Genomic DNA, 25,719 nt, shown 5'->3' on the forward strand with positions numbered 1-25,719 from the left:
GGACCGGCAGCGCCCAGGAGGATGGGGCACAACGCTCGAACGCACCGAACGGTGGTGCGCCGCCGCACGTCCGCCTGAGAAGCGACCGGAAGGGACCCGTTGGGCCTGCTGCTCCTGCTCCACCTCGTCGCCGGGATCGCAGCTCCGCTGCTGGTCCGCTGGTGGGGCAGGCAGGCCTTCCTCGCACTCGCCCTGGTGCCGGCGACCGCCTTCGGGTGGGCGATGACCCGGCTGGGCACCGTCGTCGGTGGGGGAGAGGTCCGCGAGACGCTCTCCTGGATCCCGGCGCTGGACCTGCAGATCGCCCTGCGGCTGGACGCGCTGGCGCTGACCTTCGCTGCGCTGGTCACCGGGGTCGGTGCGCTGGTGCTGGTGTACTGCGCGCGCTACTTCGAACCCAACGACGAGGGGGTCGGTCGGTTCGCGGCCGTCATGACCGCCTTCGCCGGGTCGATGCTCGGGCTGGTGCTGGCCGACGACGTGCTGGTGCTCTACGTCTTCTGGGAGCTCACCACCGTCTTCTCGTTCCTGCTGATCGGCGGCTCGGGGGCCAAGCTGGCCGGACGGCGGGCGGCCAGCCAGGCGCTGCTGCTCACCACCGCGGGCGGCCTGGCGATGCTCGTCGGGCTGCTGATGATCTCCGCGGCCAGCGGCAGCCGGCTGCTGTCGGAGATCGTCGCCGACCCGGGCAGCGGCCCGGTGCTGGTGGCCGGCACGATGCTCGTGCTGGCCGGTGCGGTGACCAAGTCCGCGATGGTGCCCTTCCACTTCTGGCTCCCGGCTGCGATGGAGGCCCCGACCCCGGTCAGCGCCTACTTGCACGCCGCGGCGATGGTGAAGGCCGGCATCTACCTGGTCGCCCGGCTGGCTCCCGGCTTCGCCGACGTCCCCGGCTGGCGGCCGGTGGTGCTGGGGCTCGGTGTGGCCACCATGCTGATCGGCGGCTGGCGCTCGCTGCGTCAGAACGACCTCAAGCTCCTGCTGGCCTTCAGCACGGTCAGCCAGCTGGGCTTCCTGATCACCATGGTCGGCGCCGGCAGCCAGGAGCTGGCCGCAGCCGGGCTGGCGATGACCATCGCGCACGCGCTCAGCAAGTCGACGCTGTTCCTCTCCGTCGGGGTCATCGACCACGCCACCGGGGTGCGTGACCTGCGGTTGCTGTCCGGCCTCGGCCGGCGCCTGCCCGTCCTCGCCGTCATCAGCACGCTGGCCGCCGCCAGCCTGGTCGGGCTGCCCCCGTTCCTCGGGTTCGTGGGCAAGGAGGCGGCGTTCACCGCGCTGTGGGACGGCGGACTGCCCGACCGGCTCACCGCCGTCGTCGTCCTGGTCGGTCTGGTGCTGGGGTCGGTGTTCACCGCCGCCTACTGCGCCCGGTACCTGTGGGGCGCGTTTGCCCGGAAGCCGGGTCTGCCGGACTCCGCCCCGGAGGAGCTGGAGCACCACCCCGGGCCGCTGTTCCTCGCCGCGCCGGCCGTGCTCGCGCTCGCCGGCCTCGTCGCCGGTCCGGCCAGCCCGCTGCTGGACCACCTGGTGGTCGTGTACGCCGAGACGCTGCCGTTGATCGCCCCGGAGGCCGAGCACCTCGCGCTGTGGCACGGCCTGCAGCCGGCCCTCGCACTGTCGGCGGTCACCCTGCTCGGTGGCGCCGCGCTGTTCGCCCTCCGGTCACCGTTCCACCGGCTGCAGCGCCGGTTGGCCGTGGGCGCCTCCGCCGACGAGGGCTACTGGAACGTCCTGCAGGCCCTGGACAAGATCGCCGTCCTGGTGACCGGCACGACGCAGCGCGGGTCGCTGCCGGCCTACCTGGGCACCATCCTCGTCGTCGTCCTGGCGCTGCCGGGCTCGATCCTGCTCTTCCAGGCGCCCTGGCCGCAGGAGTGGCGCGCCTGGGACACGCCCCTGCAGGCGCTGGTCGGTGCGGTGGTGGTGATCGCCGCAGCCGTCGCGGTGCCGATCCGGCAGCGGCTGTCCGCGGTGCTGGTGGTGGGCGTGACCGGCTACGGCCTGGCCCTGCTCTTCGTCCTGCACGGTGCCCCGGACCTGGCGCTGACCCAGTTCCTGGTCGAGACGCTGAGCCTGGTGGTCTTCGTGCTCGTGCTCCGCCGGCTCCCCGAGGACATCAGCGAGCGACACCGCCCCGCCGAGCGCACCGGCCGGGCCCTGCTGGCGGTCTGTGTCGGTGTGCTGATGGCCGGTGTCGGCGCCGCGGCGCTGAGCGCGCGCACGGCAACCCCGGCCTCCACCGACATCCCGGAGCTCGCGCTGGAGGAGGGACACGGGCAGAACGTCGTCAACGTCATCCTGGTCGACATCCGCGCCTGGGACACCCTCGGCGAGCTCTCGGTGCTGGTCGTGGCGGCCACCGGCGTGGCCAGCCTGGTCTTCCTCCGCAGCCGGACCGGCTCGGTCGACCGGCCGGGGGACGAGCACACGGCCGGCGACGACCCGACCGCGGCCCGGCGGGCGCCGAAGAGCCGGTGGCTCGCGGCGTCCTCCACCCTCGCGCCCCAGCGGCGTTCGGTGGTGCTCGAGGTGGCCACCCGTTTCCTGTTCCACCCGATCGTGGTGTTCTCGCTCTTCCTGCTGTTCTCCGGGCACAACCAGCCCGGCGGTGGGTTCGCCGGAGGGCTGGTGGCCGGGCTGGCCCTGGTGCTCCGCTACCTGGCCGGTGGGCGCTACGAGCTCGGCGAGGCGGCCCGGGTGTCGCCGGGCCTGCTGCTCGGCGGCGGTCTGCTGGTGGCCGGCGGCACCGGGCTGGCCGGCCTGCTGCTGGGTGACGCGGTGCTGGAGTCCGCCTACCTGGAGACCGACGTGGCGGTGCTCGGCCACGTGAGCCTGCCCACCGCGCTGTTCTTCGACATCGGCGTCTACCTCATCGTCGTCGGCCTGGTCCTGGACGTGCTGCGCAGCCTGGGCGCCGAGCAGGACCGGCAGGAGGACGAGCAGGACCCGATCGAGACCGCTCCTGAGGAGGTGATCGCCCGATGACCCCCACCATCGTGCTCCCGATCGTGATCGGTGGCCTCTACGCGGCAGGCGTCTACCTGCTGCTGGACCGCAGCCTCACCCGGGTGATCCTGGGCTTCATCCTGCTCGGCAACGCGACGAACCTGCTGTTGCTGTCCGCCAGCGGCCCGGCCGGGCTGTCGCCGATCTTCGGCTACGCCGAGGCCGAGGAGATGAGCGATCCGCTGCCGCAGGCCCTGGTGCTCACCGCGATCGTGATCACCTTCGGCGTCACCGCGTTCCTGCTGGCGATGGTGCACCGGTCCTGGCGGCTGGTCCGGCAGGAGGTCATCGAGATCGACGAGGAGGACCGGCGGGTCGCTGCCCGGCAGAGCACGGACGCCGACGACGTGGACCCCGACGACATCGACCCCGGTCGGCTCGCTCCGCAGGACCGTCCGGCCGGGAAGGGCAACGCCCTGCACTCCGACGTCGACGTCGAGGAGCAGCTGGCGCACCGCTACGGCGAGTTCGCCTCCGACGACGTCACGCTCCCACCGACCCGGCGGGGCGAGCAGTGATCGGCGCCCTCGCGCCGTTGCCGGTGCTGCTGCCGTTGCTCGGGGCCGCCGCAGCACTGCTGGTCGGTCGCCACCCGCGGGTGCAGCGGACGCTCAGCATGGCGGTGCTGGCCGGGGTGGTCGGGGTGTCGGTCGCCCTGCTGCTCATCGCCGACGCCGAGGGGGCGGCTGCGGTCGCCGTGGGCGACTGGCCGGTCCCGGTGGCGATCATGCTCGTGGTCGACCGGCTCTCCGCGCTGATGCTGGTGGTGGCCAGCACGGTGGGGCTGGGCGTCCTCGTGTTCGCCGTGGGCCAGGGCACGGCCGACGGCGACGAGGAGACGCCGCTGTCGATCTTCCACCCGACGTTCCTGGTCCTGATGGCCGGTGTGAGCTACGCCTTCCTGGCCGGGGACCTGTTCAACCTCTACGTCGGTTTCGAGGTCCTGCTGACCTCCAGCTACGTGCTCCTCACCCTGGGCGGCTCGGCGCCGCGGATCCGGGCCGGCATCACCTACGTCGTGGTGAGCCTGCTCAGCTCCTTGCTCTTCCTCGCCTCGATCGCCCTGGTCTACGCGGCGACCGGCACGGTCAACCTGGCCCAGCTGGCCATCCGGCTCCCGGAGCTGCCCGACGGGACCCAGCTGATGCTGCAGGCGATGCTGCTGATCGCCTTCGGCATCAAGGCGGCGGTGTTCCCGCTGTCGGCGTGGTTGCCCGACAGCTACCCGACCGCCCCGGCCCCGGTGACCGCCGTGTTCGCCGGTCTGCTCACCAAGGTCGGCGTCTACGCGATCATCCGCACCCAGACGCTGCTGTTCCCCGGCGGTGCGCTCGACGACGTGCTCATGTGGGCCGCCCTGGCCACCATGCTGGTCGGCATCCTCGGCGCGGTCGCCCAGAGCGACATCCGGCGCATCCTGTCCTTCACCCTGGTCAGCCACATCGGCTACATGGTCTTCGGGATCGCGCTGGCGACCACGGCCGGCCTCGCCGGCGCGATCTTCTACGTCGTCCACCACATCGCCATCCAGACGACCCTCTTCCTGGTCGCCGGGCTCATCGAGCGGCGGGGTGGCTCGACGTCGACGGCGCGCCTCGGCGGGCTCGCCACCGCGTCGCCCGTGCTGGCGGTGCTCTTCTTCGTGCCGGCGATGAACCTGGCCGGCATCCCGCCGTTCTCCGGCTTCATCGGCAAGGTGGGCCTGCTGGACGCCGGGATCGCCGTCGGTGGCTGGCAGGTGTACGTGCTGGTGGGCGGCGCGGTGGTGACCAGCCTGCTCACCCTGCTGGCCATGTCGCGGGTCTGGACCCGGTCGTTCTGGCGGCCGCCGACCCAGGCTGCGTCCGCCGACACGGCAGCCGCCGCGGCGCACGACGCCGGACCGGACGACGGCGACGACGACCCGGCAGGGGGCGACGAGCCGGCTGAGGAACCCCTGCCCGAGGGGCTGGCCGGCGGGGCGACCTCGACCATCACGGCCCGCCGGACCGGACGCCGGGGAGCCTGGCAGCGGCACGTCGCGGTGGCGACGGCGGCGCCGGCCGGGGGCGAGGGACAGCCGAGTGGCGGTGCGGACGGCTCCCGGCCGTCGACGCGTCCGTTGCCGGCGGTGATGATGGCGGCCACCACCACGATGGTGCTGCTGACCGTCGGCCTCACGGTGATCGCCGGGCCGTTGTACGGGATGACCACACGGTCCGCCGGTGACCTGCGGGAGCGGACGCCCTACATCGAGGCCGTCTACGGCGCGGAGGTGGGCCGGTGACCGTCGTCGACTCGCCCGTCCGCCGGTTGCGGCTCCGGCTGCCGCTGATCGTCTGGCTGGTGCTGATCTGGAACCTGCTGTGGGGCACCTGGTCCTGGGCGAACCTCATCACCGGGCTGCTGGTCGCCCTGACGGTGACCGTGGTCCTCCCGCTGCCCGCGGTCACCGGTGGCGGCCGGCTCCACCCGGTGGCGGCGCTGTACTTCCTCGGGTACTTCCTGGTGAACCTCATCGTCTCCAGTGCGCAGGTCGCCTGGCAGACGCTGCGGCCCAGCGGGATCCGGCAGAGCGCCGTGCTCCTGGTGCAGCTGCGCACCGACTCGGACCTGCTGCTCAGCATCATCGCCCAGACCCTCACGCTGGTGCCCGGCTCGATGGTGATGGACCTGGACCGACGGCGGATGACCCTGGGAGTGCACGTGCTGGACGTCGGCGACGAGGCCGACGTCGAACGCCAGCGCGCGGACGTGCTGGCGACCGAGCGGCGGGTGGTGCACGCCTTCGGGTCCGCGGAGGACATCGCCCGGCTGGACCAGGAACCACCCCGCGGGGACCCCGCTGCCCCTGCCACCGCGGAGCCCACCCGATGACCCCGGTGGTGGTCCTGATCTACGGGATGCTCGGGCTGGGCGCGGTGCTGGCGATGGTCCGACTGGCGCTGGGGCCCTCCCTGCTGGACCGGGTGGTGGCCACGGACACCATCCTGGTCATCGTCACGGCCGGCCTCGCCGTGCACGCGACCGTGAACCGGGACCCCACCGTCGTCCCGGTGCTGGTGGTCGTCGCCCTGCTGGTCTTCGTCGGTGCCATCTCCGTCGCCCGCTACGTCGGCGGCATGCTGCTGCGCACCGGCGCGGACGTCGAGGACCTGGGGGTCTCACCGGCGGCCGAGCAAGTCCAGGGCCCCGAGGGGACGGAGAGATCGTGAACGACATCGAGTCGGTGGCCGACTGGATCGCCCTGGCCTGCCTGCTGACGGGGGCGTTCCTCTGTCTCACCGCCGGTGTCGGGCTGTTGCGCTTCCCCGACGTCCTGTCCCGGATGCACGCCGGCACCAAGCCCCAGGTCATGGGGGTGCTGCTGATCATGGTCGGCGGCGCGATCCGGCTCTCCGGCTGGTCGGCCACCTGGATGCTGCTGCTGGTCGCGGTGTTCCAGCTGATCACCGCGCCGGTCAACGCGCACATGGTCAGCCGGATCGCCTACCGGCGTGGGCACGTCGGGCGGGAGAGCCTGTTCGTCGACGAGCTGGGCGTCGCCGCCCGCGGCGCGGAGGTGACCGCGGGCGAGGAGGGCCGACGCGGCGACCAGCCGGCGGACGCACCGATCGGCGACGAGACGGAACCGCAGGTCGACGAGGACGACGGAGCCGGCGACCAGGCTGCGGACGAGCCGGCCCGAGGACCGCGCGGCTGAGCCGTCCGGGTGCGGCGTCCTGCCACACCCGGACGGCGACGGTCCTACCGCTGGGCCCGGTTCACCGCGGAGACGACCGCCCGCAGTGACGCGGTGACGATGTTGGCGTCGATCCCGACGCCCCACAGCACCCGCTCGCCGACGGCGCACTCGACGTAGGCGGCCGCCCGCGCGTCGCCGCCGGAGGAGAGCGCGTGCTCGGCGTAGTCGAGCACCCGGACGTCGACGTCCATGCTGGCCAGCGCGTCGACGAACGCGGCGATCGGGCCGTTGCCGCGGCCCTGGACCGTGGTGGGCACGCCGGAGTCGACGAGCTGGGCGGTGAGCTCGTCGGGGCCGGCGCCGGAGGCGGTGTGCTCGTGCCCGCTGAGGGCGAACCGGCCCCAGGGGGCGTCGGCGTCGGGCAGGTACTCGCTGGAGAAGGCGGTCCACATCTGCTCGGCGGTCACCTCGCCGCCCTCGTCCTCGGTGTGCCGCTGGACGACGGCGCTGAACTCGATCTGCAGCCGGCGCGGCAGGTCCAGCTGGTTCTCGGTCTTCATGATGTAGGCGACGCCGCCCTTGCCGGACTGGCTGTTCACCCGGATCACGGCCTCGTAGCTGCGGCCGACGTCCTTGGGGTCGATCGGCAGGTAGGGGACCGCCCACGGGATCTCGTCGACGCTCGTCCCGGCCGCCTCGGCGTCGGCCTTCATGACGGCGAACCCCTTGTTGATCGCGTCCTGGTGCGACCCGGAGAACGCGGTGTAGACCAGGTCGCCGCCGTAGGGGTGCCGCTCGTGCACGCCCAGCTGGTTGCAGAACTCGACGGTGCGCCGGATCTCGTCGATGTCGGAGAAGTCGATCTGCGGGTCGATGCCCTGGCTGAACAGGTTCAGGCCCAGGGTCACCAGGTCGACGTTCCCGGTGCGCTCGCCGTTGCCGAACAGGCAGCCCTCGATCCGGTCCGCGCCGGCGCGGTGGCCCAGCTCGGCGGCGGCCACTGCGGTGCCCCGGTCGTTGTGCGGGTGCAGGCTCAGCACGACGGAGTCGCGGCGGCCCAGGTTGCGGTGCATCCACTCGATCTGGTCGGCGTAGACGGTGGGCTCGGCCATCTCCACGGTCGCCGGCAGGTTCAGGATGGTCGGCCGGTCGGGGGTCGGCTCCCAGACGTCGGTGACGGCGTTGCAGACCTCGACGGCGAAGTCGAGCTCGGTGCCGGTGAACGACTCGGGGGAGTACTGGAACCGGATCTCGGTGTCCCCGGCCTGCTCGGCCAGCTTGCGCACCAGCTGCGCGCCGTGGACGGCGATGTCGGTGATGCCCGCGCGGTCCTGGCCGAACACGACCCGGCGCTGCAGCGTGGAGGTCGAGTTGTAGAGGTGCACGATCGCCTGCTTGGCGCCGCGCAGGGACTCGAAGGTCCGCTCGATCAGCTCGTCCCGGGCCTGGGTGAGCACCTGGACGGTGACGTCGTCGGGGACCAGGTCCTCCTCGACCAGCTCACGGATGAAGTCGAAGTCGGTCTGGCTGGCCGCCGGGAAGCCGACCTCGATCTCCTTGTAGCCCATCCGCACCAGCAGCTCGAACATCCGCCGCTTGCGCTCGGGGGTCATCGGGTCGATCAGCGCCTGGTTGCCGTCCCGCAGGTCGACCGCGCACCAGCGGGGGGCGGCCGTCGTGGTCGTCTCCGGCCACGTGCGGTCGGGCAGCGGAACGGGGGCGAAGGGCGCGTACTTGCCGATCGGCATCGGCGAGGGGCGCTGGGGGTTGCGGGCGTGCGGGTGGTTCTCGTTCACGGGGGCTCCTCTGGCGGGCTGCGGACAGCTCCGGGATGCGGTCAGCTGGCGCCCGGGGACGCGCGATCACCGCGGCGAGGGAGCCGACCTAGGAGAGGGCCTCGCCGCGGCTGATAAGAAGGAGGCTGCCGCGCACGGGGCAACCGTAGCAGCGGGTCAGCCGACGTCGCAGCCGCAGGCGCAGGCTGGTGCGTGCCCGAGGTCGGCGTTGGACCCCTCGGCGTACTCGCAGCCGGGCGGGCAGGTGCAGCCGGTGCCCCAGTCGGGGCCGCCGAGACCGCCGGCCGCGAGCCACGCTCGCCAGGCGGCCTCCCGCTGTTCCCGCTGGCGGAGGAGTGCCGCCCACCCCCGCGCGGCGGCCCGCTCCGCCAGGGAGTCGCCGGGGCGGGGCACGTGGTGGTCGTCCGGGGTGCCCAGCTGCCGGCGCCAGGAGTCCCGGCTGCGGCGGTCCCGGTCGAAGGTGACCTCCGGCTGGGTGCGGGTGTGCCGGTGCGGGCCGGACCACCAGTCCTCGTCCCCGTGCCGGGTGTCCAGGTGCGCGGGGAAGCGCCGTCCGGCCCGGTCCCGGACGGCGGAAGCGGACATCGGTGCGACCTCCTGCCCCTGGGCGTCCAGCAGGACCAGGCGCAGCCCGGCCAGTGACACGAGGCGGGCGAACTCGCCCACGCGCAGATCGCCACGTCCGGTCTCCGCGCGCCCCAGGCGGCCCCGGGAGACGTCGCTCGCCTCGGCCAGCTCACGCTGCGACATGTCAGCCAGCCGGCGCAGCCGCCGCAGCGTCCCCGCCACGTCGACCCCCGGAGCCACCGGCACGGTCTCGGCCACGGGCTGGGGCTCGGGCTCGGACTCGGACTCGGACTCGGACCCGGGCTGGGGCGCGGACACGCTGCCGAGCGTGTCGGCTCAACCGCCCGGTGACGCCACCCCGGGCGCGAGCTGTGGACGGCGCCCACCGTGTGGGCGGGGGGAGGCACGTCGCGGGCAGTTGTGCTCTGGCTGCACTGCTGCGCCAGAGCACAACTCGCCCGGGCTCCTGTCGCACGGGGGGAGCGGCTCGCGGAGGACCTGCGGCGCGACCGTGCGGAGGAGCCCCGTCTTCCGGTGAGCGGCCGCAGTCTGCGCAGAGCTTGCGGGCGCGGTGGGCGAGAGGGAGGCGGCGCGCCGTGCGGACGTCGGGCCGGCCGCGCCGCGCCGGTAGCCTGGCCCCGTGGCCTTGGTGGTACAGAAGTACGGCGGTTCCTCCGTCGCGAATGCCGAGCGCGTCAAGCGTGTGGCCGAGCGCATCGTCGAGGCGAAGAAGAACGGCGACGACGTGGTCGTCGTCGTCTCCGCCATGGGCGACACGACCGACGAGCTGCTCGACCAGGCGAGCCAGATCACCGCGAACCCACCGGGTCGCGAGCTGGACATGCTGCTGACCGCCGGTGAGCGCATCTCCATGGCGCTGCTGGCCATCGCGATCTCGACCCACGGGTACGAGGCGCGGTCGTTCACCGGCTCGCAGGCCGGGGTGATCACCACCTCCAGCCACGGCAAGGCGCGGATCATCGACGTCACGCCGGGCCGGCTGCGGGACGCGCTGGACGACGGGTCGATCGTCATCGTCGCCGGCTTCCAGGGCGTCAGCCAGGACACCAAGGACGTCACCACCCTCGGTCGCGGCGGCTCGGACACCACCGCCGTGGCCGTCGCCGCCGCGCTGCGCGCCGACGTCTGCGAGATCTACACCGACGTCGACGGCGTCTTCACCGCCGACCCGCGGATCGTGCCGAACGCCAAGCGGCTGGAGACCATCACCTACGAGGAGATGCTCGAGCTGGCCGCCTCCGGGGCGAAGGTGCTCATGCTCCGCTGCGTCGAGTACGCCCGCCGGTACGGCATCCCGGTGCACGTCCGCAGCTCCTACTCACAGCTCCCCGGCACGATCGTGGCCGGCTCGATGGAGGACCTCACCGTGGAACAGGCGATCATCACCGGCGTCGCGCACGACCGGAGCGAGGGCAAGATCACCGTCTCCGGGGTGCCCGACCGCCCGGGCGAGGCAGCGCAGATCTTCCGCGTGCTGGCCGACGCCGAGGTCAACATCGACATGATCGTGCAGAACGTCTCCAGCGAGGCGAAGCTGACCGACATCTCCTTCACCCTGCCGGTCAGCGACGGCCCCACCGCCATCGCCGCCCTCGAGCGGGTCAAGCACACGGTCGGCTACACCGACATCAGCTTCGACCAGCACATCGGCAAGGTGTCCCTGGTGGGCGCGGGCATGCGCTCGCACCCGGGCGTCTCGGCCAAGTTCTTCGGCGCGCTCGCCGACGCCGGGGTGAACCTCGAGCTGATCAGCACCTCCGAGATCCGGATCTCGGTGGTCTGCCGGGACGCCGACGTCGACCTCGCCGTCCGCGCGGTGCACGACGCCTTCGACCTCGGCTCCGACGCGGCCGAGGCAGTGGTCTACGGAGGGACCGGACGATGAGCACCTTCTCCACCGACGGCCTGCGGGTCGGCATCGTCGGCGCCACCGGCCAGGTGGGCGGCGTGATGCGCGAGCTCCTGGCCGCACGCCGCTTCCCGCTCAGCGAACTGCGGTTCTTCGCCTCGGCCCGGTCGGCCGGCAGCACGCTGCCCTGGGGCGACGGCGAGATCACCGTCGAGGACGCCGCGACCGCCGACCCGACCGGCCTGGACATCGCGATCTTCTCCGCCGGCGCCACCACCTCGCGGGAGCAGGCGCCGCGGTACGCCGCCGCCGGGGTCACCGTGATCGACAACAGCTCCGCCTGGCGGCGGGACCCGGACGTCCCGCTCATCGTCAGCGAGGTCAACCCGCACGCGCTGAACGAGATCCGCAAGGGGATCATCGCCAACCCGAACTGCACCACCATGGCCGCGATGCCGGTGCTGCGCCCGCTGCACGACGAGGCCGGCCTGGTCCGGCTGATCGCGAGCACCTACCAGGCGGTCTCCGGCAGCGGCGTCGCCGGCGTCGAGGAGCTGCACGGGCAGGCGAAGGCGGTCGTGGACAAGGCCGACGCCCTCGCTCACGACGGCTCCGCGGTCACCTTCCCCGAGCCGGTGAAGTACGTGGCGCCGATCGCGTTCAACGTGCTGCCGCTGGCCGGGTCGATCGTCGACGACGGCAGCTTCGAGACCGACGAGGAGCAGAAGCTCCGCAACGAGAGCCGCAAGATCCTCGGCATCCCCGACCTGCGGGTGTCCGGCACGTGCGTCCGGGTGCCGGTCTTCACCGGGCACTCGCTGTCACTGAACGTCGAGTTCGCCCAGCCGCTGTCGGTGGCCCGGGCGACCGAGCTGCTGTCGGGTGCGCCGGGCGTCCAGCTGGTCGACGTCCCGACCCCGCTGCAGGCGGCGGGCAACGACCCGAGCTACGTGGGCCGGATCCGGCAGGACCCCGGCGTCGACGACGGCCGCGGGCTGGCGCTGTTCATCAGCAACGACAACCTGCGCAAGGGCGCGGCGCTCAACACCGTGCAGATCGCGGAGCTCATTGCTGCTTCACGGTGACCCTCCGGGTCACACCGCGGCCAGGAGCCGTGCCCGGGCTGCGCTGAGCCGTTTCGCCGTCCTCCGTCGGGCAGCCTCCGGCCGCCGCGACCGAGGACGGCTGCGGCACGCGGTGCTCGCCCGGCGGGAGCCTCCGGCCCCGCGCCGGGCGAGCACCAGCAGCTTCGCTGCGGTGCCGCGGTCCGTACTCGTACCCGCGTTGGTGACCCGGGCCTTGCGCTGAGCGCTCTGCTCCTACGGCTTCACGTGGCGGAGGGCGAAGCTGAGGGCGACCTCGACCTGGCGGATGGTCTCCTCGATCACCAGGGAGCCGTGGCCGGCGTCGAAGCGGTAGACCTCGTGGTCCTTGCCGCGCTCGGTCAGTGCAGCCAGGTAGTTGTCGATCTGGCGGATGGGGCAGCGCGGGTCGTTGGCGCCGGCGACCACGAGCACCGGGGCGGCCACCGCGTCGACGTAGGTGATCGGCGAGGAGCGCACGTACACGTCGCGCACCTCCTCCGGTGAACCGCCGAACAGCGCGCGGTCGTAGGCGCGCAGGCCCTCCATCTCGTCCTCGTAGGCAGCCAGGTAGTCAGCGACCGGCACCTCGGCGATCCCGGCCGACCAGCGCTCGGGCTGGGTGCCCAGGCCCAGCAGGGTGAGGAAGCCGCCCCACGAGCCGCCCGAGAGGATCGTCCTGGTCGGGTCGACCACGCCCTCGGCGACCAGGGCGTCGTAGACGGCGCCGACGTCCTCCAGCTCCGTCAGCCCCGGTCGCCCGGTGAGCGCGTCGCGCCACTCGCTGCCGTAGCCGGTCGAGCCCCGGTAGTTGACGTGCACGACGGCGTACCCGGCGTCGACGTAGGCCGCCCGGCGCGCGCGGTAGGAGTCGTCGTCCTGCGACTCGGGGCCGCCGTGCACCAGGAAGGCGGTGGCGAACGGTCCCTCGCCGGCGGGCCGGACCAGCAGCGCGTGCACGTCGCCGCCCGGGCCGGGCACCCAGCGGTCCTTCACGGGGTAGGCGGCCGGCGGTGCCTCACCCGGCGCGGCGAGCACGACGGGGCCGTCGGCCCGGCGGATGACCGGCGGCAGCTCGGCCGACGACCAGGCCAGCTCCACGGTGCCGTCCGGGCGGGCGGTCGCGCCCCGGACCACGCCACGGGGGGTGTCCAGCTGCTCCAGCGACCCGGAGGCCAGGTCATAGCGGTACAGCTCGCTGCGTGCGGCGTGGTCGTGCCCGACCAGCAGGGCGGAGCCGTCCGGGTACCAGCCGGCGGTGACGTCACCGGGCAGGTCGAGCACCAGCTCGGTCTCGGTGCCGGCGGCGACGTCCCAGATCAGCAGCTCCTCGCGGCCACGGCGCTCGTGGCCCACCAGCAGCCGCTGGTCGCCGGAGGAGGGGGAGAAGCTCAGCGCGTGCAGGCCGCGGCCCTCGCCGTCCCACTTGTCGGCGACGAGGGAGAGGTCGGCGGTGCGCAGCACGCGCAGCGCCGGGTACCGCGGGTCGCCGTGCTCGGAGTGCGAGAAGACCAGCAGCGAGTCGTCACGGGAGAGCGCGTCCACCCCTGCGGTGTCCGGCGAGGAGTAGAACACCGACGGCGTGCCGCCGGCGGGGGCGATCCACAGCTCGCTGCCGTCGTCGGTGGAGCGACCCACCGCGGTGACCGTGTGCCCGAGTTCCAGGCCGGCGGGGTAGGCCGAGCCCACCTCCGGCAGGGCGACGACGTCCGGTCCGCCGGTGAAGGGCTGGGTCATCCAGATGCCGAACTCGTCGCCGTCGGTGTCGGCGAACCACCAGATCGTCTCGCCGTCGGGGGTCAGCGTCGCGGCCAGGGTGCCGTTGGCCCGGTCGGTGATCTGTCGGTGGGTGTCCGTGTCGCGGTCCCAGGCGTACTGCTCGACGACACCACTGACGTCGGAGGCGTACAGGCTGCGCTGCGGCGCGTCCTCGGCCCAGTCGGGCAGGCTGACCCGCGGGGCACGGAAGCGGGCCTGCCAGCGCGCGGTGACCTCCTCGGGGAGGGCGGGTGCGGGTGGGCTCTGCGGAGGCTCGGCGGTCACCGGGTCATCTTCCTCCTGTCGGTGTCCGGCTCTCTCCGGCGCGTCCCGGGCCCGCGCGGCGGCCACCCGCGCCGGGCTTGACGGACGGCGTGACGAGCCTCACGCTACCGCACAGCGGACGCTCGTCCGCACAACGGACGCGTCATCGTCGACGACCCAGGAGCGCTCATGTCCCACTCGACCCTCCCGCCGGTGCCCGATGCCGGTGCGCCGGCGGCCGCCAGGACGGGCGGCCCCGCGACGACCGTGGCGGTGGCGGTCGGCTTCGCGGCCCTCTGCCTCTCCTACATGCTCAACGCGATGGACCGGCAGGTCTTCTACCCGCTGCTGCCGCAGATCCGTGAGGAGTACGGGTTCTCCCTCGACCAGACCGGCCTCCTGGCCACGGGCTTCACGCTGGGCATCGCTCTCACCGGCGTCCCGGCGGGCTACCTGCTGGATCGGCTGTCGCGGAAGCTGATCGTCGTCGTCAGCGTGGTCGTCTACTCCCTCGGCACGCTCGCCATCCCGCTGGCCACCGGCTTCGGCGACATGGCTGTCTACCGGCTGATCTCCGGCGTGGGGGAGGGCGTGCAGGCCACTGCCATCTACGCCATCGTGGGCGCTTACTTCTTCCACCGGCGGGCCGTCGCCGCCGGGTTCATCGGCGTCGCCTTCGGCCTGGGCGTGTTCCTCGGACCGATCCTCGGCCAGCAGCTCGCCCTCGCCGTGGACAGCTGGCGGGCGCCGTTCGTCGTCTTCGGCGTCGCCGGCCTGGTCATGGCGGTCGTCCTGCTGTTCACCGTGCCAAAGGCGATGAGCGAGGCGCTGGCCGGACGGGCCGGGACTGCTGACACCGCCGACTACACGCACGTGCCGGCGAGCCCGTACAACCGCGGCACCCTGGGCATGGGGCTCGCCTCGGCGATCTCCGGCCTGGTCTTCTACGGCTTCCTCGGCCTCTACCCGACCTTCCTGCGGGAGGAGCTGGGGCTGGCCCCCGCGCAGGCGGCCTGGGCGGCCTCGCTGGTCGGCTTCGGCGCCATGATGGCGCTGCCGGTCGGCTGGCTGGCCGACCGCTACGACCAGCGGATGCTGCTCGCCATCGGCTTCGTGGGCTCCTCGCTCACCGGTCTGGCGGTCTACCGCTTCGCCGAGGGTGCGTCCGCGCAGTACGTGCTGGCGTTCCTGATGGGCGCCTTCGCCAGCGGCGTGCTCTTCACCAACTGCACGACGGGCATGCAGCGTGCGGTGCGCCCGGAGCACGTTGGCCGGGGCGCCGGGCTGTTCATGTTCACGTACTACGTGGCGGCGGCGTTCTCCGGCCTGCTGTTCGCCCGGCTCGTCGCCGCCTTCGACTGGTCCGGGGCCGGCCTGGTGCAGGTCACCCTGCTGCCGATCGTCGGGCTGGCCGCACTGGCCCTGGTCGACGTCCGCCGGATGGTGGTCCCGCCGCGCCGCTGACCGGCCCGGCGCGAGGGTCGGCGTCGGTGGGGGTGTCTCCCGCCGGCGCCGACACTGGGGCCCGAACGCACTCAGGGACCGCCGGATCGGCGGTCCCTGAGTGGCTGGTCGGGGTGACAGGATTTGAACCTGCGGCCTCGTCGTCCCGAACGACGCGCGCTACCAAGCTGCGCCACACCCCGTGGTGCGTCGACAACTGTAACCGACGCACTCGTCGGCGCTGCGACCCCCTGTGGCCCTGTTCCACAGCGGGGGTAGGCGAGGGCCCTCCTACCGTGCGGTGAGGGTCAGCAGCGTCGCCTCCGGGGGGCAGGCGAACCGCAGGGGCGCGTACGGACTGGTGCCCAGCCCGGCCGAGACGTGCAGCCAGGTGCCGTTCGGGACGGCGTCGGAGGGCTCTGCCCACTGGTGGAGCCAGCGCACGTGCTCGCGGTCGATGCCGCAGTTGGTGACCAGGGCGCCGTAGAAGGGCACCCGCAGCTGCCCGCCGTGCGTGTGCCCGCACAGCAGCAGGTCGTACCCGTCGGCGGTGAACCGGTCGAGCACCCGCGGCTCGGGGGAGTGCACCAGCCCGATCCGCACGTCGGCCGTGGGGTCGGCCGGGCCGGCGACGTCGTCGTACCGGTCCAGCTTGAGGTGTGGGTCGTCGACGCCGGCGAGGGCGATCCGGACGCCGCGCACGGTCAGCGTGCCGGTGTGGTTGGTGAGGTCCAGCCAGCCCCGCCCGGTCATGCCGTCGCGGAGATCCCGCCACGGGAGCTCGTCACCGTGCACCCGCTTGTGCTCGGTCTTGAAGTACTTGAGCGGGTTCTTCGGCCGGGGCGCGTAGTAGTCGTTGCTCGCCAGCACGAAGGCGCCGGGGAGCTCCATCAGCGGCTCCAGGGCCCGCAGCGTCGCGGGGACGGCGTCCATCCCGGCCAGGTTGTCCCCGGTGGTGATGACGACGTCCGGGTGCAGGCCGGCGAGCCCGGCGACCCAGGCCTGCTTGCTGTGCTGGCCGGCGGTCATGTGCAGGTCCGACAGCTGCAGGACGGTGAGCGGCCGGGAACCCGGTGGCAGCACCGGGACGTCGAAGCGCCGCAGGGTCCAGTGGGTGCGCTCGACGAGGCCGGCGTAGCCGACGGTGGCGGCGCCGGTGGCCAGCAGGGCGGCAGGGACGGCGGTGGTCGCGCGCATCCCCTGAGCCTAGGGGGAGGGGAACTGCGTCGTCCTGGTCCGGGCGGAGGTGGCAGGCTCTGCACCGTGCCTGAGCTGAAGGACCGACTGCGTGCCGACCTGACCACCGCCATGAAGGGCCGCGACGAGCTGCGCACCGCGACGCTGCGCATGGTGCTCTCCGCCGTGACCGCCGAGGAGGTCTCCGGCAAGGAGGCCCGTGAGCTGAGCGACGAGGAGGTGCAGGCGGTGCTGCGCCGGGAGGCGAAGAAGCGCCGTGAGGCGGCCGACGCCTTCGCCGGTGCCGGCCGCACCGACCAGGCCGAGCGGGAGAAGGCCGAGGAAGGCGTGCTGGCCACCTACCTGCCCGCCCAGCTCGAGGACGCCGACCTGACCGCGCTCGTCGCCGACGTGATCACCACGACCGGTGCAGCCGGGATGAAGGACATGGGCAAGGTCATGGGCGCCGTGCAGGGCCGGGTGGCCGGTCGGGCCGACGGCGGCCGGGTGGCCGCAGAGGTGCGTAGACAGCTCGGCTGAGCGAGGGGGCTGGGCCGGCTCGGCTGAGCGAGAGGGCTGGGCCGGCTCGGCTGAGCGGGGCTGCGCTCCTCCGTTGCCCGGGGACGACGAAGGGGCCGGGCCCACAGGCCCGGCCCCTTCGCCGTCGATCAGCCGCCGTTCGACTCCGGCTGCGGAGCCGCGGGATCTGCCGGAGCGGCCGGCTCGGTCACCGGTGCGGCCTCGGTCGTCGGCGCCGACTCGGTCACGGTGTCGGCGCTGCTGCGGCTCGACGTCTGGTTCCGGCGCCGGTCTCCCCGGTCGTCCCGGTCGTCCCGGTCGTTGGAAGACGACCGGGTGCTCGTCGGTGGTGCGTCCACCCCGCGCCCGGCGAACTTCGGGTCGGCCGCCGGGAACTCCGCGGTGGGCTGCCCGGACAGGATCGGCAGCATCGCGTCGTGCCAGATCGTGGCCGGCTTGCCACCACCGTAGCCGCCGACGCTCTCGATGCCGGTCGGGCGGAACACCATGACGGTGGCGGTGTACTCCGGGGTGGACCCGACGAAGGTGACCGAGTCGTTCCGGTTCACGGTGCCGGTCTTGCCGGCGATCTGGTGGCCGGGGATGTAGGCGTTCGCGCCGGTCTGCATCCGATTGCCCGGCTCGACGTCCTTGCGCATCATCTGGTTCATCGTGTTCGCGAGACCGGGCTCGACGACCTGCTCGCACTGGGTGCCCGGGACCACCGGCTGGCCGTCCTCGTCGGTGACCGGCTCGCCGTTGCGGTCGGTGATGCCCAGCACGGGCAGCGGGGCGCACTTCACGCCGCCGGCTGCGATCGTGGCGTAGGCGTTGGCCAGGTCCAGTGGGCTCACCCCGTCGGTGCCGAAGGCGAACGAGGGGCGGTTCTCGGCGATGATCTTGTCGGCCGGGGTCTGGGTCACCGGGTAGTCGAAGGTCATGCCCAGCCGCTCGGCCATCCGGACGGCCGGCTCGATGCGGCCCAGCGCGTCCTCCAGCGCCAGGAAGTAGGTGTTGGAGGACATGTACAGCGCCTGGGTCATGGTCAGCGTGTTCGGGTAGTTGTTGCCCACGTTGCCGAGTGAGTAGGGCTTGTACTTCCCGGTGTCGGTGTCGAAGTCCTGGTAGACCCGGCTGGTGTAGGGCTCGCTGGTGGTGATCGTGTGGCTGGCCGGCAGCCCCTGCTCCAGCGCGGCCGCGGCGACGAAGGTCTTGAACGTCGACCCCGAGCCCTTGGTCGGGATGGTGGCGAAGTTGACCGACTCGCAGCCCGCTGCCGGGTCACCGCAGCCGAACCGCCGGTTCACGCTCATCGCCAGCACGTGCCCGGTGCCCGGCTCGATCGCGTCGTAGACCCCGACGACCGGGTCGCCCATGCCCACGGTGTTCAGCACGGCCTGGTCGCCGGCGACCTGCATGTCCGGGCGGAGGGTGGTCTGGATCGTCCAGCCGTTGTTCTTGATGTCGTCCGGGCTCAGACCCAGGGTGCCGGTCAGGTAGCTCATGACGTAGTCGCAGAAGAAGCCGCCGATCGCGGCGTCGATGCAGCCGTTGGGTGCGTTGCCGCCGGGGGCCAGCGGGATCGGCGCGGCGGTGACCTCGGCGAGCTCCTGGTCGGAGATGTGCTCGAGCTGGTGCATCCGGTTCAGCACCTGGTCACGCCGGGTCGTCGCCTCCGCCGGGTAGGCGATCGGGTCGAACTTGGGGCTCTGCACCAGCCCGGCGAGCACCGATGCCTGCGGCAGCGTCAGGTCGACGGCGTTCACGCTGAAGTACTTCTGCGCTGCCGACTGGATGCCGTAGGCGCCCTGGCCGAAGTAGGCGATGTTCAGGTAGCGGGTGAGGATCTCGTCCTTGGAGTACTCCTCCTCCAGCGCGAGGGCGAGGCGGGCCTCCTTGAGCTTGCGGCCGACCGACTCCTCCTCGGCAGCGGCCCGCTCCTCCGCGTTGTCCGCGGTCTGCAGCAGGGTCTGCTTGACCAGCTGCTGGGTCAGCGTCGACCCACCCTCGAGCACCTCCCCGGCGGCGAGGTTCTTCGCCAGCGCTCGCGTCGTGCCCTCGACGTCCAGCCCGTTGTGCTGGTAGAAGCGCGAGTCCTCGATGTCGACGATCGCCTGCTTCATCACGTCGGAGATCTGGTCGTGCGTCACCGGCGTGCGGTTGTTGTCGTAGAACTGCGTGATCGGCGCCCCGTCGGCGGCCACCATGGTGGCGTTGCCGTTCGGCGTCTCGTCGGTGAGCTCGACCGGGAGGGCGTCGAGCAGGCTGGCGGAGTTGCGGGCGACGAGCCCGGTCCCCCCGACCAAGGGCAGCAACATGGCAGCGACCAGGGCGCCGGCCACGACGATCGTGACGGCCAGCTTGACCAGGGCACCGAGCGGAGAACGCGCAGAGTCGGACATCGCAGGCCAAGGTACCTGCCCATCGGGCCTGCGTGGGGTGCCTCGGACGCAACGCGCGGAGCGGCCCCCGACGACGTCGGCGAGCCGCTCCGCACGGCCGTCAGGACATCTGGTAGCGGTTCGCCCGCTTGAAGGTGCCCATGTCGTTGAAGCGCACTCCGTTGGCGGCCAGCACCGGGTGGATGTCCCGCTCCATCAGCTGCCGCACGTAGAACGGGTCGGCCACGTAGAAGTGGTGGATCGGGTGGGTGCTGCCGAAGTTCAGGCAGAAGACCTGGAAGGGCGCCAGGTACCAGCGGTTGAACACCTGGGTCTGCTGCAGGACGTTGCCCTGCTCGACGTCCCCCTGGTAGTGCATGTTGCTGCTGATGAAGTGCAGGCAGAAGCCCCGCCACACGTTCGGGCCGACCCAGACGACGGTCAGCACGGTGAGCACCTGCAGCCAGGACGTCGGCACGGCGGCGCCCAGCCAGCTCGCCACGTGCAGGCCCAGGAACGCGTACCAGATGGTGATCGCCACCGGCGTCAGCCCGATGCTCGCCTTGAGGATGGTGCGCCGCCAGAGCGCGTCCTCGGCGTCCTTCGGCCGGGTGGTGACGATCCGGATCAGGGCGGGCACGTACGGGTCGAGCAGGCTGTAGAGCCGGACGGCGCCCCACGGCTTGCCGTTGGTGATCGACACCTCCTCGATGTCGTCGGGCAGCCCCGAGTAGGCGTGGTGCCGGAGGTGCAGCCGGATCCGGTAGACCGGGTTGATCGTGTACGGCCGGATCGCCCAGACGCCGAACAGCAGCGCGTACCGCACGGCCTTGCGGCGGCGGAAGTAGAGGGCGTGGATCAGGTCGTGCTCCACCTCGTGCCCGACCGCGGCGAAGGCCGCCGACAGCAGCAGGGTCACGTACCAGGGCAGCACGCCGGTCAGGTAGAGCGCGCCGCTGCCGACGAAGCCGAGGACGGCGACGGAGAAGGCGGTCAGCCCGAGGGCGTCCTGGTGCCGCAGCACCGGGTGGTCGCGCCGCAGCTCCTGAGACCGACGGCGGATCGCGCTGGTGATGACCTTGGTGCGGGCCTTGTCGTCGGGGGAGAGCCCGACGGTGTCGACCGGGATCTCGACGGGGAGGTCGGCGGCGGCGGGGACGGCGATGCCGGTGCCGAAGAGGCCGGCCGGCTCCGGCGACGTCGTCGCGGTGGTGCGGTCGAGCTCGGGTGCGGTGCTCATGCCTGGTGTGTCATCCCTCCGACGGAACGGTCGGGCGGACGCTAACGGAGCGTCACGACCACGACCAGGCCCCGGGATGACGTGGACACGAACGGGTGACCGGCCTGACCCTTCTGCCCCTCGAGCCCCACGGAGGGGTGGGGTCAGCCGGCCTGGGAGCGCACCGGCAGCACCCGGCTGCGCGGCGTGCCCGTCCCGGTGTCGTCCTCCGCGGCGAGCAACGCCTCGCCCATCACCCGCAGCCCGTCCAGGTCGTGCACGTCCCCGGCGGCGGCCGGCACCGTCCGCACCGGCACCTCCGGGTGGGCGCTGGTGAACCGGTCGGCCAGCCGCTGCTCGCGGGTCGCGACGGTCATCCGCTCGGCGTGCACCCGCAGCGCCCCCGCGGCCAGCTTCGAGCCCGGGCCTCCTGCCTCGGCCACGGCCTCGGCGGCACCCTCGGCGCGGGTGGCGGACAGGGCGGTGGTGGCCGGCGGGTGGGTGCGGTTGAGCACCAGCCCGGCCAGCGGCATGCCCTCGGTGGAGAGCCGGTCGACGAAGTACGAGGCCTCGCGCAGCGCATCGGGCTCCGGGGCGGCGACGACGACGAACGACGTCCCCGGCTGGCGGAGCAGCTCGTAGGTCGCGTTGGCCCGCTCCCGGAAGCCGCCGAACATGGTGTCCAGCGCGGAGACGAACGCCGAGATGTCGTTGAGCAGCTGGCCGCCCAGGATCTTGCTGATGATCCGGCTGAACAGCAGGAAGCCGGCTCCCACGAATCGGACCCCGGCCCGGCCGCCGGCCCGCGCGGGGGCGGTGAGCAGCCGGATCATCGTGCCGTCGAGGAAGCGGCTCATCCGGTTCGGGGCGTCCAGGAAGTCCAGCGCCGACCGGGACGGCGGGGTGTCGACGATGACGAGGTCCCAGCGGTCGCTGGCCCGCAGCTGCCCGAGCTTCTCCATCGCCATGTACTCCTGCGTCCCGGCGAAGGAGGAGGAGAGCGCCTGGTAGAAGGGGTTCTCGAAGATCACCTGCGCCCGCTCGGGCGTCGAGTGCGCAGAGACGACGTCGTCGAACGTCCGCTTCATGTCCAGCATCATCGCGTGCAGCTCACCCGGGGCACCGGGCGTCTCGACCAGCCGCGGCTCGTTGTCCAGCTCGACCAGGCCCAGCGACTGGGCCAGCCGGCGGGCCGGGTCGATGGTCAGGACCACGACCTCCCGACCGGCCTCTGCCGCGGCCAGCGCGAGCGCCGCCGAGGTGGTCGTCTTGCCCACGCCGCCGGAACCGCAGCACACGATGATCCGCGTGCTCCGGTCGCTGACCAGCGCGGCCAGGTCCAGCGGCGGTGCCGGGGTGGGCCGCCGCGGCGGCTGGGCGGCGGTCACGCCGCGACCTCGTCGCGCAGGTGCCCGTCGAGCCGGTCGGCCAGCTCGAACAGGCAACCCAGGTCGATCGGGGACGACGACAGCGGCAGCTCCACCAGTGGGCGGCCCAGCGCCTCGACGTCCCCGCGCAGTGCGTCCTGGGCGATCCAGCGGCGGGCGTGCTCGACCGCTTCGGCGACCAGGCCGTCCGCCAGCCCGTCGACCCCGGACAACTGGGCCGCGGTCAGCGCGGGCACCAGGTCGGCGCCGGTGAGCCGGCCCTCGGCGGTGCGGGCCAGGCTGGCGGCCGGGAGGAGCGGTTCGGTCGCCATGTTGACGATCACCGACCCGACCGGCAGCCCGGCCGCGGTCAGCTCGCTGATCGCGTCAGCGGTCTCCTGCACCGGCATGTCCTCCAGCAGGGTCACCACGTGCACCGCCGTCTGCGGCGAGCGGAACACCGCCATCACCCCGTCGCTCTGTGCCCGGATCGGGCCCGACCGGGCCAGCCCGGCCACCTCGTTGGTCACGTTGAGGAACCGGGTGATCCGGCCGGTCGGCGGCGCGTCGACGACGACGGCGTCGTAGACCAGCCGACCGTTCTCCCGCCGGGTCACCGCCTCCTTGATCTTCCCGGTGAGCAGCACGTCGCGGAGCCCGGGCGCGATCGCGGTGGCGAAGTCGATCGCGCCCATCTTGCGCAGCGCCCGGCCGGCCCGCTTCAGGTTGTAGAACATGTCGAGGTACTCGAGGAAGGCCGCCTCCACGTCGATCGCCAGCGCCTTCACCTCACCGCCCCCGCGGGCCACGGCGACCCGCCGCTCCTCGTAGGGAAGGGGCGGGGTGTCGAAGAGCTGGGCGATGCCCTGCCGCCCCTCGGTCTCCACCAGCAGCACGTGGCCGCCGTCGGCGGCCAGCGACAGGGCGAGGGCCGCGGCGACCGTCGTCTTCCCGGTGCCGCCCTTCCCGGTGACGACATGGCACCGCACGGGCACCGTTCCTGCGCGCGACGGTTCCCGGTGCACCGGCTCTGAGCTCACCCGCACCAGCCTACGAGCGGTGACCGACTCCGGCGCGTCCCGGCTGCGCTAGCGTCGCGGCATGAGTGATTCGGCCCGTCGGACCTGGGAGTACGCGACCATCCCGCTGCTCACCCACAACACCAAGGCGATCCTGGACTCCTGGGGCGTCGACGGCTGGGAGCTGGTGACCGTCGTCCCCGGCCCGGGCGGCGGCGACCAGCTGGTGGCCTACCTCAAGCGCCCGACCAGCTGAGGCCACGATGACCACCCCCGTCTCCTGGCACGCCCGGCTCGCCGAGCTCGGTGTCCGGCTCCCCCCGGTGGCCGCGCCGGTCGCCGCCTACGTGCCGGCCATCCGCACCGGCCAGCTGGTCTTCACCTCCGGCCAGCTGCCGTTCGTCGACGGCGGGCTGCGCCGCACCGGCAAGGTCGGCGGTGCCGTCGACATCGAGGACGCCGCAGCCGACGCGAAGGTGTGTGCGCTCAACGCGCTGGCCGCGATCGACGACCTGGTCGGCCTGGACTCCGTGGCCCGGATCGTGCGGGTCGTCGGCTACGTGGCCAGCGCCGAGGGCTTCTCCGGCCAGCCGCGGGTCGTCAACGGCGCCAGCGAGTTCCTCGGCCGCGTCTTCGGTGAGGCAGGGCAGCACGCCCGCAGCGCCGTCGGCGTCGCCGAGCTCCCGATGAACGCCCCCGTCGAGGTCGAGCTCACCGTCGAGCTGAGATGACCGGGCCGGCGCCGATCCGGCAGGCGGCGACGGTGTTGCTGTTGCGGGACGGCGCCGGGGGACCGGAGGTCTACCTGCTCCGGCGCACGCGGGGCATGCCGTTCGCCGGTGGGATGACCGCCTACCCCGGCGGTGGGGTCGACGACCGGGACGGCGACACCGAGCTGGCCTGGGTGGGGCCGCCCCCGGCCCACTGGGCGAGCGCCTTCGGCTGCGACGAACGACTGGCCCGCGAGCTGGTGTGCGCCGCCGTCCGGGAGACGTTCGAGGAGGCCGGTGTCCTGCTGGCCGGTCCGGCGGACGGCTCCGGGGACGTCGTGCCCGACGTCTCCGGCGACGACTGGGAGGCGCAGCGGCAGGCCCTGATGGCCCACGACCTCTCCCTCGCCGAGCTGCTGGCCGGTCGCGGGCTGGCGCTGCGGGCCGACCTGTTGCGGCCGTTCGCGCACTGGATCACCCCGCCACCGGAACGACGGCGGTACGACACCAAGTTCTTCGCAGCGCTGCTGCCGGTCGGGCAGGAGGCGCGGGACGTCTCCGGCGAGGCGGACGAGGCGGTGTGGACGACGCCGGCCGCCGCACTCGCCGAACACGCCGCGGGCACCCGGCCGATGCTGCCGCCCACGATCCATACGCTCGGCCAGCTGGCTCCCTTCCCCGACGCCGCGGCGACCCTGGCCGGCTCGCCACCGGCGCCGCTGGAGCCGATCAGTCCCACCTTCGAACAGGGGCCGGACGGGAACTACGCGGTGCTGCCCGACGGCACCCGGATCCGGATGGTCGCGAGGCTGCCTTCGTGACGCTGTGCACATTGCGACCCTGACGGGCCGCAGCGCGGCCAGGTAGTGGGGCCGGCTGCGCTGAGCCGTTGGCCGTGTCCCGGCGAGGGACCCTGCGGGCCCCGTCCCCGGTCCACCCCGAGCTGCGCTCGGGTGTCGTACCGCGGCCAGGTGCCCACACCGGCTGCGTTGGGCCGTTGGCCGTGGCCCGGTGAGGGACCCTGCGGGCCCCGTCCCCGGGCCACCCCTCGCTTCGCTCGGGTCCGTACCGGTGGTCGCTCGCCCTGGCCTTGACGCGCGAGGGCCCCGTCCGGTGAACCGGACGGGGCCCTCGTCAGTGCTGGGGGATCAGCGGGCGCGGCGGCGGAGGCGTTCCTCGTCGAGGACGACCACCGACTTGCCCTGCAGCTGGATCCAGCCGCGGTGCACGAAGTCGGCCAGCGCCTTGTTCACCGTCTCGCGGGAGGCGCCCACCAGCTGGGCCAGCTCCTCCTGGGTCAGGTCGTGCTTGACGCGGAGGCCGTCGGTCTCCCGGCTGCCGAAGCGGTCGGCCATCTGCAGCAGCGCCTTGGCCACCCGGCCGGGGACGTCGGTGAAGATGAGGTCGGCGACCGAGTCGTTGGTGCGCCGCAACCGCCGGGCCAGCACCCGCAGCAGCTGCTCACCGATCTCCGGGTGCGCGGTGATCCACGGCCGGAGCATGGTGTTGGGCATCTTGGCCAGGCGCACGTCGGTGACGGCGGTGGCGGTCGCGGTGCGCGGCCCCGGGTCGAACACCGACAGCTCGCCGAACTGGTCGGAGGGCCCCATCACGGCGAGGACGTTCTCCCGGCCGTCAGGCGCGCGGCGGGAGATCTTCACCTTGCCGGACAGGACGACGTAGAGGCTGTCGCCCGACTCGCCCTCGTTGAAGACGACCCGGCCGCGGGGCAGCACCACCGTCTCCAGTGCGCTGGCCACCGGCTCGGCAGCATCCTCCGACAGCCCCTGGAAGAGACCGGACTGGGCAAGGACCTCGTCCACGTGCACCTCTCGCAACGTCCTCACGGGTGCGATGGCGACCCGCGTTACTCGG

General features: G+C 72.8%; 22 protein-coding genes and 1 tRNA gene. 13 read left to right on the forward strand and 10 right to left on the reverse strand.

Features of this window, described 5'->3' with window-relative positions; all coding sequences use genetic code 11:
- Nucleotides 1-99 precede the first annotated feature (99 nt).
- The 6 genes from O2W53_RS01665 to mnhG are packed head-to-tail and all read left to right on the forward strand — an operon-like array spanning nt 100 to nt 6,691.
- The gene (locus O2W53_RS01665; RefSeq protein ID WP_269161308.1) at nt 100-2,988 is read left to right on the forward strand and encodes a Na+/H+ antiporter subunit A; all 2,889 of its coding nucleotides are present in this window, start codon (nt 100-102) and stop codon (nt 2,986-2,988) included.
- Nucleotides 2,985-3,527 carry a Na(+)/H(+) antiporter subunit C gene (locus O2W53_RS01670; protein WP_269161309.1) on the forward strand — a complete coding sequence of 181 codons (543 nt, stop codon included), beginning with the start codon at nt 2,985-2,987 and terminating at the stop codon, nt 3,525-3,527. The genes O2W53_RS01665 and O2W53_RS01670 overlap by 4 nt, the downstream gene beginning before the upstream one ends.
- Complete coding sequence (locus O2W53_RS01675) at nt 3,524-5,275, forward strand: Na+/H+ antiporter subunit D (RefSeq protein WP_269161310.1); 1,752 nt, start codon at nt 3,524-3,526, stop codon at nt 5,273-5,275. Before O2W53_RS01670 ends, O2W53_RS01675 begins: the two co-directional genes overlap by 4 nt.
- The gene (locus O2W53_RS01680) at nt 5,272-5,865 is read left to right on the forward strand and encodes a Na+/H+ antiporter subunit E (protein ID WP_269161311.1); all 594 of its coding nucleotides are present in this window, start codon (nt 5,272-5,274) and stop codon (nt 5,863-5,865) included. Before O2W53_RS01675 ends, O2W53_RS01680 begins: the two co-directional genes overlap by 4 nt.
- Nucleotides 5,862-6,203, forward strand: a complete 342-nt coding sequence (locus O2W53_RS01685) for a monovalent cation/H+ antiporter complex subunit F (RefSeq protein ID WP_269161312.1) — start codon at nt 5,862-5,864, stop codon at nt 6,201-6,203. Before O2W53_RS01680 ends, O2W53_RS01685 begins: the two co-directional genes overlap by 4 nt.
- Nucleotides 6,200-6,691, forward strand: a complete 492-nt coding sequence (mnhG, locus tag O2W53_RS01690; RefSeq protein ID WP_269161313.1) for a monovalent cation/H(+) antiporter subunit G — start codon at nt 6,200-6,202, stop codon at nt 6,689-6,691. The genes O2W53_RS01685 and mnhG overlap by 4 nt, the downstream gene beginning before the upstream one ends.
- Nucleotides 6,692-6,735: 44 nt before the next feature.
- Here mnhG and leuA read toward each other — a convergent pair whose 3' ends face one another.
- Together leuA and O2W53_RS01700 are read right to left on the reverse strand one after the other, a co-directional pair.
- Entirely contained in the window at nt 6,736-8,469 is a 1,734-nt protein-coding gene (gene leuA / locus O2W53_RS01695) for a 2-isopropylmalate synthase (protein WP_269161314.1), read from the reverse strand.
- 156 nt (nt 8,470-8,625) lie between these two features.
- On the reverse strand, nt 8,626-9,354 hold the full coding sequence (locus O2W53_RS01700) for a helix-turn-helix domain-containing protein (protein ID WP_269161315.1): 729 nt from the start codon (nt 9,352-9,354) through the stop codon (nt 8,626-8,628).
- A 322-nt stretch (nt 9,355-9,676) separates the two neighbouring features.
- On the opposite strand from O2W53_RS01700, the gene O2W53_RS01705 reads away from it, so the two are divergent.
- Together O2W53_RS01705 and O2W53_RS01710 are read left to right on the forward strand one after the other, a co-directional pair.
- Nucleotides 9,677-10,942, forward strand: coding sequence for an aspartate kinase (locus tag O2W53_RS01705; protein WP_269161316.1), 1,266 nt, complete (start codon nt 9,677-9,679; stop codon nt 10,940-10,942).
- The gene (locus O2W53_RS01710; RefSeq protein ID WP_269161317.1) at nt 10,939-11,991 is read left to right on the forward strand and encodes an aspartate-semialdehyde dehydrogenase; all 1,053 of its coding nucleotides are present in this window, start codon (nt 10,939-10,941) and stop codon (nt 11,989-11,991) included. Before O2W53_RS01705 ends, O2W53_RS01710 begins: the two co-directional genes overlap by 4 nt.
- Before the next feature lie 234 nt (nt 11,992-12,225).
- On the opposite strand, the gene O2W53_RS01715 is transcribed toward O2W53_RS01710, so the two are convergent.
- Nucleotides 12,226-14,031 (reverse strand): S9 family peptidase, encoded by a 1,806-nt coding sequence (locus O2W53_RS01715; protein WP_269161318.1) that lies wholly within the window; start codon nt 14,029-14,031, stop codon nt 12,226-12,228.
- Nucleotides 14,032-14,199: 168 nt separating this feature from the next.
- Between O2W53_RS01715 and O2W53_RS01720 the strand changes: the two genes are divergently transcribed.
- Nucleotides 14,200-15,474 carry an MFS transporter gene (locus O2W53_RS01720; protein ID WP_269161319.1) on the forward strand — a complete coding sequence of 425 codons (1,275 nt, stop codon included), beginning with the start codon at nt 14,200-14,202 and terminating at the stop codon, nt 15,472-15,474.
- A gap of 105 nt (nt 15,475-15,579) precedes the next feature.
- Here O2W53_RS01720 and O2W53_RS01725 read toward each other — a convergent pair.
- Nucleotides 15,580-15,656, reverse strand: a tRNA-Pro gene (locus O2W53_RS01725).
- 88 nt (nt 15,657-15,744) lie between these two features.
- Complete coding sequence (locus O2W53_RS01730; protein WP_269161320.1) at nt 15,745-16,650, reverse strand: metallophosphoesterase; 906 nt, start codon at nt 16,648-16,650, stop codon at nt 15,745-15,747.
- Nucleotides 16,651-16,716: 66 nt separating this feature from the next.
- Here O2W53_RS01730 and O2W53_RS01735 point away from each other — a divergent pair, with 66 nt between their 5' ends.
- On the forward strand, nt 16,717-17,169 hold the full coding sequence (locus O2W53_RS01735; protein WP_269161321.1) for a GatB/YqeY domain-containing protein: 453 nt from the start codon (nt 16,717-16,719) through the stop codon (nt 17,167-17,169).
- A gap of 128 nt (nt 17,170-17,297) precedes the next feature.
- Here O2W53_RS01735 and O2W53_RS01740 read toward each other — a convergent pair whose 3' ends face one another.
- From O2W53_RS01740 to O2W53_RS01755, 4 genes are all read right to left on the reverse strand, one after another.
- Entirely contained in the window at nt 17,298-19,550 is a 2,253-nt protein-coding gene (locus O2W53_RS01740; protein ID WP_269161322.1) for a transglycosylase domain-containing protein, read from the reverse strand.
- Between the two features lie 100 nt (nt 19,551-19,650).
- Nucleotides 19,651-20,769, reverse strand: coding sequence for a fatty acid desaturase (locus tag O2W53_RS01745; protein WP_269161323.1), 1,119 nt, complete (start codon nt 20,767-20,769; stop codon nt 19,651-19,653).
- A 143-nt stretch (nt 20,770-20,912) separates the two neighbouring features.
- Complete coding sequence (locus O2W53_RS01750; RefSeq protein WP_269161324.1) at nt 20,913-22,136, reverse strand: ArsA family ATPase; 1,224 nt, start codon at nt 22,134-22,136, stop codon at nt 20,913-20,915.
- Nucleotides 22,133-23,104: an ArsA-related P-loop ATPase gene (locus O2W53_RS01755; RefSeq protein ID WP_269161325.1), complete on the reverse strand. Its 972-nt coding sequence runs from the start codon at nt 23,102-23,104 to the stop codon at nt 22,133-22,135. The genes O2W53_RS01750 and O2W53_RS01755 overlap by 4 nt, the downstream gene beginning before the upstream one ends.
- Before the next feature lie 112 nt (nt 23,105-23,216).
- On the opposite strand from O2W53_RS01755, the gene O2W53_RS01760 reads away from it, so the two are divergent.
- The 3 genes from O2W53_RS01760 to O2W53_RS01770 are packed head-to-tail and all read left to right on the forward strand — an operon-like array spanning nt 23,217 to nt 24,665.
- Complete coding sequence (locus O2W53_RS01760; protein WP_269159666.1) at nt 23,217-23,390, forward strand: hypothetical protein; 174 nt, start codon at nt 23,217-23,219, stop codon at nt 23,388-23,390.
- A 7-nt stretch (nt 23,391-23,397) separates the two neighbouring features.
- Nucleotides 23,398-23,865, forward strand: a complete 468-nt coding sequence (locus O2W53_RS01765) for a RidA family protein (RefSeq protein WP_269161326.1) — start codon at nt 23,398-23,400, stop codon at nt 23,863-23,865.
- The gene (locus O2W53_RS01770; protein ID WP_269161327.1) at nt 23,862-24,665 is read left to right on the forward strand and encodes an NUDIX hydrolase; all 804 of its coding nucleotides are present in this window, start codon (nt 23,862-23,864) and stop codon (nt 24,663-24,665) included. Before O2W53_RS01765 ends, O2W53_RS01770 begins: the two co-directional genes overlap by 4 nt.
- 327 nt (nt 24,666-24,992) lie before the next feature.
- Here the strand turns inward: O2W53_RS01770 and O2W53_RS01775 are convergent, their stop codons facing one another.
- Nucleotides 24,993-25,667 carry a Crp/Fnr family transcriptional regulator gene (locus O2W53_RS01775; RefSeq protein WP_036335203.1) on the reverse strand — a complete coding sequence of 225 codons (675 nt, stop codon included), beginning with the start codon at nt 25,665-25,667 and terminating at the stop codon, nt 24,993-24,995.
- Nucleotides 25,668-25,719: the final 52 nt, after the last annotated feature.

The organism is Modestobacter sp. VKM Ac-2978, assembly GCF_026968025.1.
In the GTDB taxonomy this organism is placed as follows: domain Bacteria; phylum Actinomycetota; class Actinomycetes; order Mycobacteriales; family Geodermatophilaceae; genus Modestobacter.

Coding starts and splice junctions, on each gene's coding strand:
- O2W53_RS01760 (WP_269159666.1), top strand. CDS start 23,217: ATGAGTGATTCGGCCCGTCGGACCTGGGAGTACGCGACCATCCCGCTG.
- O2W53_RS01720 (WP_269161319.1), top strand. CDS start 14,200: ATGTCCCACTCGACCCTCCCGCCGGTGCCCGATGCCGGTGCGCCGGCG.
- O2W53_RS01670 (WP_269161309.1), top strand. CDS start 2,985: ATGACCCCCACCATCGTGCTCCCGATCGTGATCGGTGGCCTCTACGCG.
- O2W53_RS01765 (WP_269161326.1), top strand. CDS start 23,398: ATGACCACCCCCGTCTCCTGGCACGCCCGGCTCGCCGAGCTCGGTGTC.
- O2W53_RS01745 (WP_269161323.1), bottom strand. CDS start 20,769: ATGAGCACCGCACCCGAGCTCGACCGCACCACCGCGACGACGTCGCCG.
- O2W53_RS01685 (WP_269161312.1), top strand. CDS start 5,862: ATGACCCCGGTGGTGGTCCTGATCTACGGGATGCTCGGGCTGGGCGCG.
- O2W53_RS01740 (WP_269161322.1), bottom strand. CDS start 19,550: ATGTCCGACTCTGCGCGTTCTCCGCTCGGTGCCCTGGTCAAGCTGGCC.
- O2W53_RS01730 (WP_269161320.1), bottom strand. CDS start 16,650: ATGCGCGCGACCACCGCCGTCCCTGCCGCCCTGCTGGCCACCGGCGCC.
- O2W53_RS01770 (WP_269161327.1), top strand. CDS start 23,862: ATGACCGGGCCGGCGCCGATCCGGCAGGCGGCGACGGTGTTGCTGTTG.
- O2W53_RS01710 (WP_269161317.1), top strand. CDS start 10,939: ATGAGCACCTTCTCCACCGACGGCCTGCGGGTCGGCATCGTCGGCGCC.